This is a genomic window from Variovorax sp. V35 (assembly GCF_041154465.1).
GTDB classification, from domain to species: domain Bacteria; phylum Pseudomonadota; class Gammaproteobacteria; order Burkholderiales; family Burkholderiaceae_C; genus Variovorax; species Variovorax boronicumulans.
Map to the genome: position 1 here is coordinate 5,716,377 of NZ_AP028666.1, position 14,365 is coordinate 5,730,741.

Consider the following 14,365-nt stretch of genomic DNA (forward strand, 5'->3'; position numbering starts at 1 on the left):
GTCTCAGCCGGCCGGCCTCGCGGCCGAAACGCCTCAGGCGCCGCGCACCCAGACGGTTCCGAAGGCCTGCCGCTCGATGTCTTCCAGCGTGGGCGAATGCCCCGCCCAGAGCACCAGCGCCGCCCCCGGCAGGGTCAGGGTCTGCTCGAGTTCGCGGCACAGGTGCCAGCGATCCTCGTCGTCGAGCCCCGGCACCTCGACGAACACGATGTACGCCCGCCGCCAGGCGAACTCGCGCAGGTTCTTGCGCACCACCCAGAGCCGCGACACCGGCAGGCAGCGCGCGATGTCGGCGCGCAGTTCGCCCAGCTCGTGGTCGTTCAGGTCGTGGCGCGAAATCTGGCTGAAGAACGGCGTGTCGGTGATCTCTTCCCAGGCGCGCGCCTCGGCCTCCTCCGCCTCCTTGAGCCGCGCGCGCCACAGCTTGAGCCCCTGCTCGTCGTGCGGCCCGGCTTCGGAATCTTCGAGGGAAGCGACGGCGTTCTTCGCCGCCCACCAGCGGCTGGCCACGCCCGACTGGTGCAGCCGTTCGAGCACGGCCAGGCGCTCGGCGCGCTCGCGGACGGGCAGCATCTGGGCCAGCCCACGCAGGGCGCCGGGATGGTCCGGCGCAATCCGCAGCGCGCTTTCGTAGCGCGCGCGCACCGGCGCCGCCGGATCGAGCCGGCGCTCGGCGTCGGCCCACTCGACCATCTCGTCGGGCGTGTTGCGCTCGCCGCGGGCCGCCAGCACCGCGATGCGCTCGCGGATGCGCGAGCGGTGCGCGTGGTGCTGCTTCCAGTCGGCGGCGTGGGCGCGGCGCCAGGCATTGTCGAAATGCGAGATCCACTTGTGCTTGTCGGCCAGCATGTCGAGTGCGGGCCGCTGCGACCAGGCCGGCAGCGCCGCCTTCTGGTTCAGCGCTTCCAGCCGGTCGCGCAGCACGGGATGGGTGTCGTCCAGGTCGCTGACGCGGCGCATGGCCTCGCGCAGCGCCTGGCGCGCGAATTCCTCGCTCGGCGGCGTGCGGGCGCGCTGCCGCAAAGCGGCAAAGGGGCCGGGCGGCAGCGGCTCGCGCTCGGCGCGCGCCCAGTGCCAGGGCCAGAATTCACTGGCGTACCAGTTGCCCTTGATGGCCACTTCGGTGAGCGCGGCCGCGGCCACCGCGGTGCCGAGCAGCCGGCCCGAGATGCGGTCGGCCTCGTACTCGTCCTGGCGGGCCAGCGCGAAGGTCTTGGCGGCAAAGCGCGGAAAGTACCAGCGGAAGAAGGCCTGCGACACCAGCGCCATCACGCCCTCGTCGCGCTGCAGGCTGGCATCGAGCCGCAGCCACGACAGCCGCGTGCGGTAGATCCAGGCGCTCAGCCGGCCGTGGTTGCCGCGCAGGTGGCCGTATTCGTGGGCCAGCACCGACAGCAGGCGCTGCCGGTCCAGCATCATCAGCAGCGGCAGGCCGATGCTCAGCGAGTTGAGCGCGCCGCCGAACAGGCCGAAGCGCGGCACCTGGCGGATGCTGGCGTTGAAGTTGTCGTCCAGGTAGACGCGGTGCACCGGCGGCCCCTTGATGCGCTCGCGGATGCGGTCCAGCGCCTCGAACAGCCCGGGCGCGTCGGCGCGCGTGAGCGGCTCGCCGTCGGGCTCGTCGAAATGCACCCAGAGCGCGCGCAGGGTCGCCCAGAACAGGCCCAGCGCGAACACCAGCAGCCAGCCGCGGGTGAAGTTGAAGCGCCCGTCGGCCACCGACACGACCACCCAGGCCACAATGCCCACCGCCAGCCCGAGGCAGGCCAGCACCCAGAGGTAGCCGAGCGCGGCGAACGCCGCGACGCCACGCCGGTAGCGCGCGCTGTCGTCCGCACTCGCGTGCTCGCTCAGGCGAACCAGGTGAACAAAATCCGCACGGTCCATCCGACTCCCGTCAAAGACTCATCCGACAGTTGTTACCGAAGAAAGAAGCCCCCGTTGAACGACGAAGACCTCCCTCCCCTGATCGAAACGCCCCCTGGCCGCTACCGCCACTACAAGGGCGGCGAGTACGACGTGATCGGCACCGTCCGCCACAGCGAGACGCTGGAGCCGATGACGCTGTACCGCGCCCTCTACGGTGCCCGCGGCCTGTGGGTCCGGCCGGCCGCGATGTTCGAGGAAACCATCGAGATCGACGGCCGCCCGCAGCGCCGCTTCACCCCGATCGACGCTCAGCCGCAGTGAACGTCCTTGACGCGGCCACGCGCGTCGACGCTGATGTTGAGCCGTCCGGGGTTGAGTTCCATCGTGACCGCCTGGTTCGGCTTGAGCACCCGCGCCGTGCCGGCGCCTGCGCGCGCACGTGCCGCGGCTTCGAGCTGAGGCGTCACCTGCTGGCCCACGGCAAAGCGGGCGCCCTCGGCGTTGCACTGGAAGACGGGCTCGGCCGGCGCGGCGGGCGCAGGTGCAGTGGCGCCCGGTGCCGGCGCGGGGGCCGGGGCGGCGCAGGCGGCCAGCAGGGCCGCGGTGGCCAACGTCAACAGCAGCGATTGGGTTTTCAAAGTTCTGTGCTCCCGAAAACCCAACAATATAAACAACTTTAAGCTTTGTGACTCAATGTATCCAACAGCCATCCAGCGATGGCGCGCGGATACAGCAGGTGCTCCTGGGACAGCACCCGGGCAGCCAGCGTGGCGGCCGTGTCGTCCGGTAGCACCGGCACCACGGCCTGCGCCAGGATCGGCCCGTGGTCGAGCTCGGCCGTGACCTGGTGCACCGTCACCCCGGCCACTTTGCAGCCCGCGTCGATGGCGCGCTGGTGCGTGTGCAGCCCCGGAAAGGCCGGCAGCAGCGAGGGGTGGATGTTCACCAGCCGCCCGGCGTAGCGGGCCACGAAGCCGGGCGTCAGGATGCGCATGAAGCCCGCCAGCACCACCAGCGCCGGCGCGTGGGCGTCGACCGCCTCGGCCAGCGCCGCGTCGAAGGCCTCGCGGCTGTCGAAGGCCTGGTGCGGCACCACGGCGGTCGCGATGCCGTGCGACGCGGCCAGCGCCAATCCACCAGCCTCCGCCTTGTTGCTGATGACGGCGGCGATGCGCGCGCCGAAGCGCTCGGCCCAGCGGTCGCGCTCGGCGGCGCGCACGATGGCCGCCATGTTCGAGCCGCCGCCGGAGATCAGGATCACGATGTTCTTCATGGGAGGCCGGGATTATCCGTGCCCCGCCGACGCCGCCCGTCAACCCAGACGCCGGCGGGCTTGTCGCGACGCGGACACCGGATCGCAGCACGACCGTGCTAAAACTCGCAGTTCCGGAGACACCCCGCGTCTGCGGTGGACCGATCAACACAGCGAGGCACGCATGGATTTGAGCTTCACACCCGAAGAACAGAAGTTCCGCGAAGAAGTTCGCGCATGGGTCAAGGACAACCTCCCCCAGGAGATTTCGCACAAGGTGCACAACGCGCTCGAACTGACGCGCGACGATCTGCAGCGATGGGCCAAGATCCTCGGCAAGAAGGGCTGGCTGGGCTACGGCTGGCCCAAGGAATTCGGCGGCCCCGGCTGGACCGCCGTGCAGCGCCACCTGTTCGAGGAAGAAACCGCACTGGCCGGCGCGCCGCGCATCGTCCCGTTCGGCCCCGTCATGGTCGCCCCGGTGATCATGGCCTTCGGCAACGCCGAGCAGCAAAAGCGCTTCCTGCCCGGCATCGCCAGCGGCGAAGTCTGGTGGAGCCAGGGCTACAGCGAACCCGGCTCGGGTTCCGACCTGGCCTCGGTCAAGACCAAGGCCGAGCGCAAGGGCGACAAGTACATCGTCAACGGCCAGAAGACCTGGACCACGCTCGGCCAATACGGCGACTGGATGTTCAACCTCGTGCGCACCAGCAACGAGGGCAAGCCCCAGACCGGCATCAGCTTCCTGCTGCTGGACATGAAGTCGCCCGGCGTCACCGTGCGCCCGATCAAGCTGATCGACGGCGGCCATGAGGTGAACGAGGTGTTCTTCGACAACGTCGAAGTGCCCGCCGAGAACCTGATCGGCGAAGAGAACAAGGGCTGGACCTACGCCAAGCACCTGCTCTCGCACGAGCGCACCAACATCGCCGACGTGAACCGTGCCAAGCGCGAACTCGAGCGCCTCAAGCGCATCGCCAAGAGCGAAGGCGTGTACGACGACCTGCGCTTCCGCGACGAGATCGCCAAGCTCGAAGTCGACATCGTCGCCCTCGAGATGATGGTGCTGCGCGTGCTGTCGGCCGCCACCTCGGGCAAGAACTCGCTGGACGTGGCCGGCCTGCTCAAGATCCGCGGCAGCGAGATCCAGCAGCGCTACGCCGAGCTGATGCTGCTGGCCGGCGGCCCCTACTCGCTGCCGCTGATCCGCGAAGCCATGGAAGCCGGCTGGCAGGGCAACTTCCCGGGCGGCAACCCGGCGCTGGCACCGCTGGCATCGACCTTCTTCAACATGCGCAAGACCACGATCTACGGCGGCTCGAACGAAGTGCAGCGCAACATCGTGGCGCAAACCGTCCTGGGCTGAGGAGACACCAACATGGATTTCAATTTTTCGGAAGACCAGGACCAGTTGCGCGACGCCGTTCGCAAGTGGGTCGACAAGGGCTATGACTTCGAGCGCCGTCGCGGCATCGAGGCCAAGGGCGGCTTCTCGCGCGAGGCCTGGGACGAACTGGCCGAGCTCGGCCTGGGCGGCCTGTACATCAGCGAAGACGACGGTGGCCTGGGCATGGGCCCGGTGGCCGGCATGGTCGTGATGGAAGAACTGGGCCGCGGCATCGTGCTGGAGCCCTTCGCCCAGACGCTGATCGCCGGCGCCGTGCTCGGCGGCTACGCCGACGCGGCCACCAAGGAAAACTGGCTGCCGCGCATCGCCGGCGGCCAGGCCCTCGTGGTGCTGGCCTACCAGGAGCGCAAGGCACGCTACCGCCTCGACGTGTGCGAGGCCACGGCCGTCAAGTCGGGCAACGGCTACTCGCTGACCGGCGCCAAGAGCGTGGTGCCCGTGGGCGACGAAGCCGATGCCTTCATCGTGCCCGCCAAGGTCGACGGCAAGATCGCCCTCTTCCTGGTCGAGCGCAGCGCCAGCGGCGTCGAGGCCCGCGGCTACGGCACGCAGGACGGCGGCCGCGCGGCCGAAGTCGTGTTCGACAAGGCCGACGCCACGCTGGTCACGGCCGACGGCCTGGCCGCGCTCGAGTACGCGGTCGATGTCGGCATTGCCGCCACCTGCGCCGAAGCGGTCGGCGTGCTCGACAAGACGCTCGACGTCACCATCGACTACATGAACCAGCGCAAGCAGTTCGGCGTGGTCATCTCCAGCTTCCAGGCGCTGCGCCATCGCGTCGCCGACATGAAGATGCAGCTGGAACTGGCGCGCTCGATGAGCTACTACGCGACGCTCAAGCTCAACGCCCCGGCCGACGAGCGCCGCCAGGCGCTGGCCCGCGCCAAGTACCAGCTGGGCACGTCGATGCGCTACGTGGCCGCGAACTCGGTGCAGCTGCATGGCGGCATCGGCGTGACCGACGAATACATCGGCAGCCACTACTTCCGCAAGCTCACGCAGCTCGAGCTCACCTTCGGCGACACCCTGCACCACCTGGGCGAGGTCTCTGCCCGCATGCAGGACACGGCCGGCGTCTTCGCCTGACGGCTGTTTGTCGATAGCATCCAACGCCCGCCCGCCTTGCGCCGGCGGGCGTTTTCACTTGCGGGGCCCCAGCCCCCTGCCAGGAGAGAGACAGACATGCCTTCCCGCCGCACCCTGCTTGCCTTGGCCCTTGCCGGAAGCACCGCCGTCACCTTGCTGACCGGCTGCGCCACTTCCGCGCCCTCTTCCACCGAACGCCCGCCCATCGTCTTCATGCACGGCAACGGCGACTCGGCCGCGCTGTGGCAGACCACGATCTGGCGCTTCGAATCGAACGGCTGGCCGCGCGAGCGGCTGTTTGCGCTCGACCAGCCGACTCCCCTGGCCCGCGACGACGACGCCGTGGCCCAGCCGGGGCGCAGTTCCACCGCCGAGTCGGCGGCGTTCCTGCGCGCCGAGGTCGAGAAGGTGCTGAAGGCCACGGGCGCGCCCAAGGTGGTGCTCATCGGCAATTCGCGCGGCGGCAACACCATCCGCAACTACGTGCAGAACGGCGGCGGCGCGGCCGTGGTGAGCCACGTGGTGCTGGGCGGCAACCCGGCGCACGGCATCTGGAAGGTGAAGGGCCTGCGCGAGAACAACGAGTTCTCGGGGCTCTCGGCCTTCATGCAGCAGCTCAATGCGCCCAAGGGCCCGAACGGCGACGAGGTCACGCCCGGCGTGCAGTGGCTCACGCTGCGCTCGGACACCAACGACAAGTACGCCCAGCCCGACGGCCTGTGGATCGGCGCGCCGGGCCAGCCGACGAACATCGGCTTCGACGGGCCGGCCCTCAAGGGCGCCACCAACCTCGTGCTGCCGCGCGTGGACCACCGCGAGACCTCGTTCTCGCTCTCTGCCTTCGCGGCGACCTGGCGCTTCCTGACCGGCCAGGCGCCGGCCAGCACGGCGGTGGCGTCGGAATCGAAGGTCGTGCTCGACGGCCGCGCGACCGGCGCGGACAACCTCGCGCTGGCCGGCGCGCGCGTCACGGTCTTTGCGGTCGACCCGGCCTCGGGCGCGCGGCGCGGCGAGGCGGCGCACCAGCAGACGGTCGGCGCCGACGGCCGCTGGGGCCCGTTCAGCGCGCAGCCCACGGCGCGCTACGAGTTCGTGCTAGACGTGCCCGGCCAGGGCACCACGCACATCTACCGCAGCCCGTTCGTGCGCAGCAGCGGCGTCGTCAACCTGCGGACCGAGCGCCTGGCGCCGGCCGAGAGCGGCGCGGGCGCGGTGGTCGTCTTCACGCGCCCGCGCGGCTACTTCGATGCGCAGCGCGACACGATGAACTTCGACGGCCAGAGCCCGCCGCCCGGCGTGCCGGCCCAGGGCGCGGGGCAGTCGAGCTCGCGGCTGCGCATCGCGGCCGGCGCGCCGCAGCGCGCGGTCAGCGCCGAGTTCAACGGCGAGCGCCTCACCGGCCAGAGCTGGCCCGCCGCGCAAGGGCACGCGACGGTGCTCGAGCTGACGTACTGAACGGCCATGAACGACACCGCCCCCTTTGTCCTGACGGCGCACGACGCGCGCGGCGTGGTCACGCTCACGCTGAACCGCCCCGCCGCCTTCAATGCGCTGTCCGAGGGCATGCTCGGCGCGCTCGAGCAGGCGCTCGGCACCATCGCCGCCGATGACACGGTGCGCGCCGTCGTCATCGCCGCGGCGGGCAAGGCCTTCTGCGCGGGCCACGATCTGAAGGAGATGCGCGCCGACCCCTCGCTCGGCTACTACCAGCAGCTGTTCGACCGGTGCGGCGCGATGATGCTGTCGATCCAGCGGTTGCCCGTGCCGGTGATCGCGCGCGTGCACGGCATCGCGACCGCGGCGGGCTGCCAGCTGGTGGCGGTGTGCGACCTCGCGGTGGCCGCCAGCGACGCGCGCTTTGCGGTCAGCGGCGTCAACGTGGGCCTCTTCTGTGCCACGCCCGGCGTCACGCTGTCGCGCAACCTCGGGCGCAAGGAAGCCTTCGAGATGCTGGTGACGGGCGAATTCATCGACGCCGAAGAAGCGCGCGAAAAAGGCCTGGTCAACCGGGTCGCACCACCCGAAGCGCTCGACGCCGCGGTCGAAGCGCTGGTTGCTAGCATCGTCGCCAAGCCCCGCACGGCGCTCGCACTGGGCAAGGCACTGTTCTATCGCCAGCTCGAAACCGGCATCGAGACCGCGCTGGCCGACGCCAGCCGGACCATGGCCTGCAACATGATGGACGAGAGCGCGCTGGAAGGCGTGCAGGCCTTCATCGAGAAGCGGCCGCCGGCCTGGAAGGGCTGAAAGAAAAAAGGAGGCCGAGGCCTCCTTTTTTCTTGCGTGTCGGGTGTCAGATGTCGTGCAACCGGGACGACTGCGGCAGGTGCGCCATCAAAAACTCCATCTGGTCCGCCAGGATGCGGCGGTTGCGCAGGATGAAGTCTTCCCACAGGCTGGGCACATAGGGCGCGTACAGCAGCGGCATGTTCGCCTGCTCCGGCGTGCGGCTGCTCTTGCGGTGGTTGCAGGGCTTGCAGGCCGTGACCACGTTCATCCAGGTGTCGATGCCGCGCTGCGCGAACGGAATGATGTGCTCGCGCGTGAGTTCGTCTTCGTGGAAATGGCCGCCGCAGTAGGCGCAGATGTTGCGGTCGCGCGAAAACAGCTTGCTGTTGGTCAGGCCCGGGCGCTGCGCGAAGGGGTTGATGCGCGGCACGCCCTTGGTGCCGATGATGCTGTTGATCGCGATCTGCGACTGCTCGCCTGTGATCGCGTTGTGGCCGCCACGGAACACGGCCACCTGCGCGCCCACTTCCCAGCGGACTTCGTCCGCCGCGTAGTGGATCACCGCCTGTTCCAGCGATATCCATGACTGGGGCAGCCCTTGGGCCGACAGCTTCAAGACCTTCACACACGCCTCCTCGAAACGAGAAAAACACGCAGAGACCAGAGATTCGGAATGCGTTGGCGACTCACGCCAACCCACCCACTGCGTCACAATATACCGGCTTTGTGACAAATCGGCCTGATTTGCCCATACGACGGGCATCAGGCGCTATCAAAAAGATACTCTCCCATGCAGGTTTTCCGCGGCTTCCGACACCCGGGCGTAGCTCCGGCCTGCGCCCTCACGATCGGCAATTTCGACGGCGTCCACCGCGGCCACCAGGCCATGCTGGCGCTGTTGCAGACCGAGGCCCGCCATCGCGGGCTGCCCAGCTGCGTGCTGACCTTCGAGCCGCACCCGCGCGACTACTTCGCCGCCGTCACCAAGAAACCCGACCTGGCCCCGGCGCGCATCGGCACGCTGCGCGACAAGCTGACCGAGCTGGCGGCCTGCGGCGTGGACCAGACCATCGTGCTGCCCTTCGACGGCCGGCTGGCATCCCAGTCGCCCGAGGCCTTCATCCAGAACGTGCTGATCGACGGTCTGGGCGCGCGCTACGTGCTGGTGGGCGACGACTTCCGTTTCGGCGCCAAACGCGCCGGCGACTACGCCATGCTCGATGCGGCCGGCGAAGCGCACGGTTTCGACGTGGCGCGCATGAACAGCTACGAGGTGCACGGCCTGCGGGTGTCCAGCTCGGCCGTGCGCGAGGCGCTGGCCGAAGGCCGCATGGCCGATGCCCACACGCTGCTGGGGCGCCCGTACACGATCTCGGGCCACGTGGTCCACGGCCGCAAGCTGGGCCGGGCGCTGGGCGCTTCGTCGCCGGGCAAGGACGACGGCTTTCGCACCCTCAACCTGCGCTTCAAGCACTGGAAACCGGCCGCCAGCGGCATCTTCGCGGTGCTGGTCCATGGCCTGGCCGACCAGCCGCTGCCGGGCGTGGCCAACCTCGGCGTGCGCCCCTCGCTGGACGCCAACGACGTCAACGCGGGGCGCGTGCTGCTGGAGACGCATTGCCTGGAGTGGCCCTCGCATCTGGGGGCCGAAGGGGCCTACGGTAAAATCGTGCGCGTGGAACTCCTGCACAAACTGCACGACGAATTGCGCTACACCAGCCTCGAAGCCCTCACTGCGGGCATCGCGAAGGATGGCCGCGACGCACGCGCGTTCTTCGCATCGACCCACGCCGAGACCCACCGCCAGACCACGCGCGACCGAATTTAGCCCTGCACGCCCCGTGCTGCCGCCCTTCGACAAGCTCAGGGCGAACGGCTATATCTTCCGCACCGACCGCTCAATGCAGTTCGGGCTGAGCCTGTCGAAGCCCCCTCTGTTTCGCCGCACCCCACCATGTCTGACGCTGCTTCCCCCAAAGATTACCGTTCCACGCTGAACCTGCCCGACACCCCCTTCCCGATGCGCGGCGACCTGCCCAAGCGCGAACCGGGCTGGGTCAAGGAATGGAACGACGAAGGCCGCTACCACCGCCTGCGCGACGCACGCCACGGCGCGCCCAAGTTCATCCTGCACGACGGCCCGCCGTACGCCAACGGCCAGATCCACATGGGCCACGCGGTGAACAAGATCCTCAAGGACATGATCACCAAGGCGCGCCAGCTCGAAGGCTTCGACGCGCTGTACGTGCCCGGCTGGGACTGCCACGGCCTGCCGATCGAGAACGCCATCGAAAAGCAGTTCGGCCGCAACCTGAGCCGCGACGAAATGCAGGCCAAGAGCCGCGCCTACGCCACGGAGCAGATCGCCCAGCAGATGGTCGACTTCCAGCGCCTGGGCGTGCTGGGCGAATGGGACCATCCCTACAAGACGATGGACTTCGCCAACGAAGCCGGCGAGCTGCGCGCGTTCAAGCGCGTGATCGAGCGCGGCTTCGTGTACCGGGGCCTCAAGCCCGTGTATTGGTGCTTTGACTGCGGTTCCTCGCTGGCCGAGTTCGAGATCGAGTACGCCGACAAGAAGAGCCAGACCATCGACGTGGCCTTCAAGGCACACGAGCGCGAGAAGGTGCTCAAGGCCTTCGGCACCGACCACACGATCCTGGGCGACATCTTCGCGGTGATCTGGACCACCACCGCGTGGACGATCCCCGCCAACCAGGCGATCAACCTCAACCCCGAGCTCGAGTACTCGCTGGTCGACACCGAGCGGGGCCTGCTGATCCTGGCCAACTCGCTGGTCGAGATGTGCATGACGCGCTACGCGCTCGACGGCAAGGTGCTGGCCACGGTCAAGGGCGAAGCGCTCGGCGGGCTCGAGTTCGAGCACCCGCTGTACGACGTCGATGCGGGCTACCAGCGTCTGTCGCCCATCTACCTGGCCGACTACGCCACCGCCACCGACGGCACCGGCCTCGTGCACTCCTCGCCCGCCTACGGCGTGGACGACTTCAACTCCTGCATCGCCCACGGCGTGGCGTACGACGACATCCTGAACCCGGTGCAGGGCAACGGCAGCTACGCGCCCGACTTCCCGCTCTTCGGCGGCCAGAACATCTGGAAGGCCGTGCCGGTGATCATCGCCGCGCTGCGCGAGGCCAACCGCCTGCTGACCACCGAGACCATCACCCACAGCTACCCGCACTGCTGGCGCCACAAGACGCCGGTGATCTACCGCGCGGCTGCGCAGTGGTTCGTGCGCATGGACGAGGGCGAAGGCGTGTTCACCAAGGACAAGGCGTCCAAGACGCTGCGCCAGACCGCGCTCGACGCCATCGAACAGACCAGCTTCTACCCCGAGAACGGTAAGGCCCGCCTGCACGACATGATCGCCGGCCGGCCCGACTGGTGCATCAGCCGCCAGCGCAGCTGGGGCGTGCCGATCCCGTTCTTCCTGCACAAGGATTCGGGCGAGCTGCACCCGCGCACCATGGAAATCCTCGACCAGGCCGCCGACATCGTCGAGAAGGGCGGCATCGAGGCCTGGAGCCGCGTCACCGTCGAAGACATCCTGGGCGCCGCAGACGCACCGAGCTACACCAAGAGCACCGACATCCTCGAGGTGTGGTTCGACTCGGGCTCGACCTTCTCGCACGTGCTGCGCGGCACGCACCCCAACGTGCACCACGAGACCGGCCCCGAGGCCGACCTGTACCTCGAAGGCCACGACCAGCACCGTGGGTGGTTCCACTCGTCGCTGCTGATCGCCTGCATGCTGGAAGACCGCGCACCGTACAAGGGCCTGCTCACGCACGGCTTCACGGTGGATGCCAAGGGCATCAAGATGAGCAAGTCGCTCAAGAACGGCATCGACCCGCAGGAAATCAGCAACAAGCTGGGCTCGGAAATCATCCGCCTGTGGGTGGCGGCGAGCGACTACTCGGGCGACATCGCGGGCGACGACAAGATCCTCGCGCGCGTCGTCGATGCCTACCGCCGCATCCGCAACACGCTGCGCTTCCTGCTCGCGAACACCAGCGACTTCGATATCGCGAAAGACGCGGTGCCGCTCGACCAGCTGTTCGAGATCGACCGCTACGCCATGTCGCGCGCGGCGCAGTTCCAGGCCGAGATCCTCGCGCACTATCAGGTGTACGAGTTCCATCCGGTGGTGGCCAAGCTGCAGATCTACTGCTCGGAAGACCTGGGCGGCTTCTACCTCGACATCCTGAAGGACCGCCTCTACACGACGGCCCCGGGCTCGCTCGCGCGCCGCAGTGCGCAGACGGCGCTGTGGCACATCTCGCAAGCCATGCTGCGCTGGATGGCCCCGTTCCTGAGCTTCACGGCCGAAGAGGCCTGGAAGATCGTGGGCACCGGCAAGCCGGGCGAGTCGATCTTCACGCAGACCTACAGCCAGTTCGCCGCACCCGACGAGGCGCTGCTCGCCAAGTGGGGCCGCATCCGCGAGATCCGCGACGGCGTCAACAAGGACATCGAGGCGGTGCGCGCCGAGGGCAAGGTCGGCTCGTCGCTGCAGGCCAACCTGCAGCTGAACGCACCGGCCGACGACCTCGCGCTGCTGGGCTCGCTGGGCGACGACCTGAAGTTCGTGTTCATCGCCTCGGCCGTGGCGCTGGCGGCGGGCGACACGCTGTCGACCGTGGTCACGCCCAGCACCGCGCAGAAGTGTGAACGCTGCTGGCACTACCGCGAGGACGTGGGCCACGACCCGGCGCACCCGACCATCTGCGGCCGCTGCACGAGCAACCTGTTCGGCGCGGGCGAATCGCGCAGCGTGGCCTGATGGCGACCGCACGTTCCGCCTCGTCGGCCTCGCGTTCGCGCGGCGCCAGCATCTGGCCGTGGCTCGGGCTGGCGACGATCATCGTGATCATCGACCAGTTCACCAAGACGCTGATCCTGGGCTACTACAAGCTCGGCGACGCGACCTACGTGACGAGCTTCTTCAACGTCGTGCGGGCGCACAACACGGGCGCCGCCTTCTCGTTCCTGGCCGACCATTCGGGCTGGCAGCGCTGGTTCTTCACGGCCATCGGCGTGGCGGCGGCGATCTTCATCGTCTGGATGCTGCGGTCGCACGCGGGCCAGAAGCTCTTCTCGTTCGCGATGGCCTGCATCCTGGGCGGCGCCATCGGCAACGTGGTCGACCGCATGATGCACGGCTACGTCGTCGACTTCCTGAGCTTCCACTGGGGCAACTGGTACTTCCCGGCGTTCAACGCGGCGGACAGCGCCATCACGCTCGGGGCGATCTGCCTGATCGTCGACGAGATCCGGCGGGTGCGCCGGGGCAAGTAAGCCAGTTCTCGACCAAAGGGGCCCACGGGCCCCTTTTTCTTTGGGCCGCGCTCTGCGCCCGCGGCCCCGGGGTTCTCCCCACTTCCCTGCCCTGTCATCGCGAAGTCATACTGCGCCGGTCCAATGTAATCGATTACATGAACCCCACCACGGACCCCGCACGATGAGCATCCAAGCAGTAGCCGCCCAGGCCGGGGTTTCCGTGGCCACGGTCTCGCGCGCCTTCAATTTCCCCGACAAGGTGACGCCGGCCACGCGCGAACTGGTGGAACGCGTGGCGCGCGAACTCAACTACCTGCCCAACGCCAGCGCCCGCACCTTGCGCACCCAGCGCAGCCGCACGCTCGGCGTGGTGCTGCCCACGCTGCTGAACCCGACCTTCGCCGAATGCCTGCAGGGCATCGCGCGCGCGGCCGTCGCGGGCGGCTACGCGATCCTGCCGGTCACCACGGGCTACCGGCTCGACGAGGAAGAGCGCGCCGTCCAGCTGCTGCTGGCGGGCAATGTCGACGGGCTGATCCTCGTGGTGTCGAACCCGTCCACCTCGGCCGCGCTGCAGCGCCTGCAGGCCGCCGGCGTGCCCTACGTGCTGGCCTACAACCGGCACGCCGACCATCCCTGCGTGTCGGTCGACAGCGAAGGCGCGGTGGCCGATGCGGTCACGCGGCTCGTGCTGCTGGGCCACCGGCGCATCGCGATGGTCAGCGGCACGCTGGCCGCGTCGGACCGCGCGCAGCAGCGCTACCGCGGCTACCAGCGCGGCATGGCCGAAGCAGGCCTTGCCGCGCCGTCGCTGGTCGAAGTGCCCTTCGTCGAGACCGCCGTCGATGCGCTGTGCGCCGAGCTGCGCCCGCGCAGCCGCCCCACGGCGCTGGTCTGCTCGAACGACCTGCTCGCCATCCGCAGCATCCGCGCCGCGCATTTGAGCGGCCTGGTGGTGCCCGACGACCTCAGCGTGGTCGGCTTCGACGGCATCGCGCTCGGCGAAGACCTCACGCCCGCGCTCACCACCATCGCGCAGCCCAACAGCGACATCGGCCGCCACAGCGTCGAGCTGCTGGCGCAGGCGATCGCCGGCGGCCGCGCGCTGCAGGCCGACGCGAGCCTGCTGCTGCCCCATGCCTTCCGAGACGGCGAGTCGTGCGCGAATGCGCGCGAAGACAACGACGCCGCACTGTCCTGACCTCACCACCCCTCCCAGG

General features: G+C 68.9%; 13 protein-coding genes. 9 read left to right on the top strand and 4 right to left on the bottom strand.

What is annotated here, in order from left to right:
* Window positions 1-33: 33 nt before the first annotated feature.
* Window positions 34-1,887: a M48 family metalloprotease gene (locus tag ACAM42_RS26265; protein WP_369629891.1), complete on the bottom strand. Its 1,854-nt coding sequence runs from the start codon at window positions 1,885-1,887 to the stop codon at window positions 34-36.
* Between the two features lie 54 nt (window positions 1,888-1,941).
* Here ACAM42_RS26265 and ACAM42_RS26270 point away from each other — a divergent pair, with 54 nt between their 5' ends.
* Window positions 1,942-2,190 carry a DUF1653 domain-containing protein gene (locus ACAM42_RS26270; protein WP_062483076.1) on the top strand — a complete coding sequence of 83 codons (249 nt, stop codon included), beginning with the start codon at window positions 1,942-1,944 and terminating at the stop codon, window positions 2,188-2,190.
* On the opposite strand, the gene ACAM42_RS26275 is transcribed toward ACAM42_RS26270, so the two are convergent.
* Window positions 2,178-2,507 carry an I78 family peptidase inhibitor gene (locus ACAM42_RS26275; RefSeq protein WP_139703270.1) on the bottom strand — a complete coding sequence of 110 codons (330 nt, stop codon included), beginning with the start codon at window positions 2,505-2,507 and terminating at the stop codon, window positions 2,178-2,180. The genes ACAM42_RS26270 and ACAM42_RS26275 overlap by 13 nt on opposite strands.
* A gap of 38 nt (window positions 2,508-2,545) precedes the next feature.
* Entirely contained in the window at window positions 2,546-3,142 is a 597-nt protein-coding gene (gene purN, locus ACAM42_RS26280) for a phosphoribosylglycinamide formyltransferase (protein WP_062482933.1), read from the bottom strand.
* A 163-nt stretch (window positions 3,143-3,305) separates the two neighbouring features.
* Between purN and ACAM42_RS26285 the strand changes: the two genes are divergently transcribed.
* The 4 genes from ACAM42_RS26285 to ACAM42_RS26300 all read left to right on the top strand — a co-directional run bounded on the left by ACAM42_RS26285 (window position 3,306) and on the right by ACAM42_RS26300 (window position 7,862).
* Window positions 3,306-4,487, top strand: coding sequence for an acyl-CoA dehydrogenase family protein (locus tag ACAM42_RS26285; RefSeq protein WP_139703276.1), 1,182 nt, complete (start codon window positions 3,306-3,308; stop codon window positions 4,485-4,487).
* Between the two features lie 12 nt (window positions 4,488-4,499).
* The gene (locus tag ACAM42_RS26290; protein ID WP_062482928.1) at window positions 4,500-5,615 is read left to right on the top strand and encodes an acyl-CoA dehydrogenase family protein; all 1,116 of its coding nucleotides are present in this window, start codon (window positions 4,500-4,502) and stop codon (window positions 5,613-5,615) included.
* A gap of 96 nt (window positions 5,616-5,711) precedes the next feature.
* On the top strand, window positions 5,712-7,070 hold the full coding sequence (locus ACAM42_RS26295; RefSeq protein ID WP_369629892.1) for an alpha/beta fold hydrolase: 1,359 nt from the start codon (window positions 5,712-5,714) through the stop codon (window positions 7,068-7,070).
* A 6-nt stretch (window positions 7,071-7,076) separates the two neighbouring features.
* Window positions 7,077-7,862 (top strand): enoyl-CoA hydratase, encoded by a 786-nt coding sequence (locus ACAM42_RS26300; protein ID WP_369629893.1) that lies wholly within the window; start codon window positions 7,077-7,079, stop codon window positions 7,860-7,862.
* Between the two features lie 46 nt (window positions 7,863-7,908).
* Here the strand turns inward: ACAM42_RS26300 and ACAM42_RS26305 are convergent, their stop codons facing one another.
* Window positions 7,909-8,469 carry an HNH endonuclease gene (locus ACAM42_RS26305; RefSeq protein WP_062480919.1) on the bottom strand — a complete coding sequence of 187 codons (561 nt, stop codon included), beginning with the start codon at window positions 8,467-8,469 and terminating at the stop codon, window positions 7,909-7,911.
* A 165-nt stretch (window positions 8,470-8,634) separates the two neighbouring features.
* On the opposite strand from ACAM42_RS26305, the gene ACAM42_RS26310 reads away from it, so the two are divergent.
* From ACAM42_RS26310 to ACAM42_RS26325, 4 genes are all read left to right on the top strand, one after another.
* Entirely contained in the window at window positions 8,635-9,672 is a 1,038-nt protein-coding gene (locus ACAM42_RS26310) for a bifunctional riboflavin kinase/FAD synthetase (protein WP_062480918.1), read from the top strand.
* Between the two features lie 126 nt (window positions 9,673-9,798).
* Window positions 9,799-12,648 carry an isoleucine--tRNA ligase gene (gene ileS / locus ACAM42_RS26315; RefSeq protein ID WP_369629894.1) on the top strand — a complete coding sequence of 950 codons (2,850 nt, stop codon included), beginning with the start codon at window positions 9,799-9,801 and terminating at the stop codon, window positions 12,646-12,648.
* Window positions 12,648-13,163, top strand: coding sequence for a signal peptidase II (gene lspA / locus ACAM42_RS26320; RefSeq protein WP_062480914.1), 516 nt, complete (start codon window positions 12,648-12,650; stop codon window positions 13,161-13,163). The genes ileS and lspA overlap by 1 nt, the downstream gene beginning before the upstream one ends.
* A 163-nt stretch (window positions 13,164-13,326) precedes the next feature.
* On the top strand, window positions 13,327-14,346 hold the full coding sequence (locus ACAM42_RS26325) for a LacI family DNA-binding transcriptional regulator (protein WP_369629895.1): 1,020 nt from the start codon (window positions 13,327-13,329) through the stop codon (window positions 14,344-14,346).
* The last annotated feature ends 19 nt before the right edge of the window (window positions 14,347-14,365 follow it).

Excerpts from the sequence above, each read along its gene's own strand:
- ACAM42_RS26265 (WP_369629891.1), bottom strand. The coding sequence starts at position 1,887 with ATGGACCGTGCGGATTTTGTTCACCTGGTTCGCCTGAGCGAGCACGCG.
- purN (WP_062482933.1), bottom strand. The coding sequence starts at position 3,142 with ATGAAGAACATCGTGATCCTGATCTCCGGCGGCGGCTCGAACATGGCG.
- ACAM42_RS26285 (WP_139703276.1), top strand. The coding sequence starts at position 3,306 with ATGGATTTGAGCTTCACACCCGAAGAACAGAAGTTCCGCGAAGAAGTT.
- ACAM42_RS26290 (WP_062482928.1), top strand. The coding sequence starts at position 4,500 with ATGGATTTCAATTTTTCGGAAGACCAGGACCAGTTGCGCGACGCCGTT.
- ACAM42_RS26295 (WP_369629892.1), top strand. The coding sequence starts at position 5,712 with ATGCCTTCCCGCCGCACCCTGCTTGCCTTGGCCCTTGCCGGAAGCACC.
- ACAM42_RS26300 (WP_369629893.1), top strand. The coding sequence starts at position 7,077 with ATGAACGACACCGCCCCCTTTGTCCTGACGGCGCACGACGCGCGCGGC.
- ACAM42_RS26310 (WP_062480918.1), top strand. The coding sequence starts at position 8,635 with ATGCAGGTTTTCCGCGGCTTCCGACACCCGGGCGTAGCTCCGGCCTGC.
- ileS (WP_369629894.1), top strand. The coding sequence starts at position 9,799 with ATGTCTGACGCTGCTTCCCCCAAAGATTACCGTTCCACGCTGAACCTG.
- lspA (WP_062480914.1), top strand. The coding sequence starts at position 12,648 with ATGGCGACCGCACGTTCCGCCTCGTCGGCCTCGCGTTCGCGCGGCGCC.
- ACAM42_RS26325 (WP_369629895.1), top strand. The coding sequence starts at position 13,327 with ATGAGCATCCAAGCAGTAGCCGCCCAGGCCGGGGTTTCCGTGGCCACG.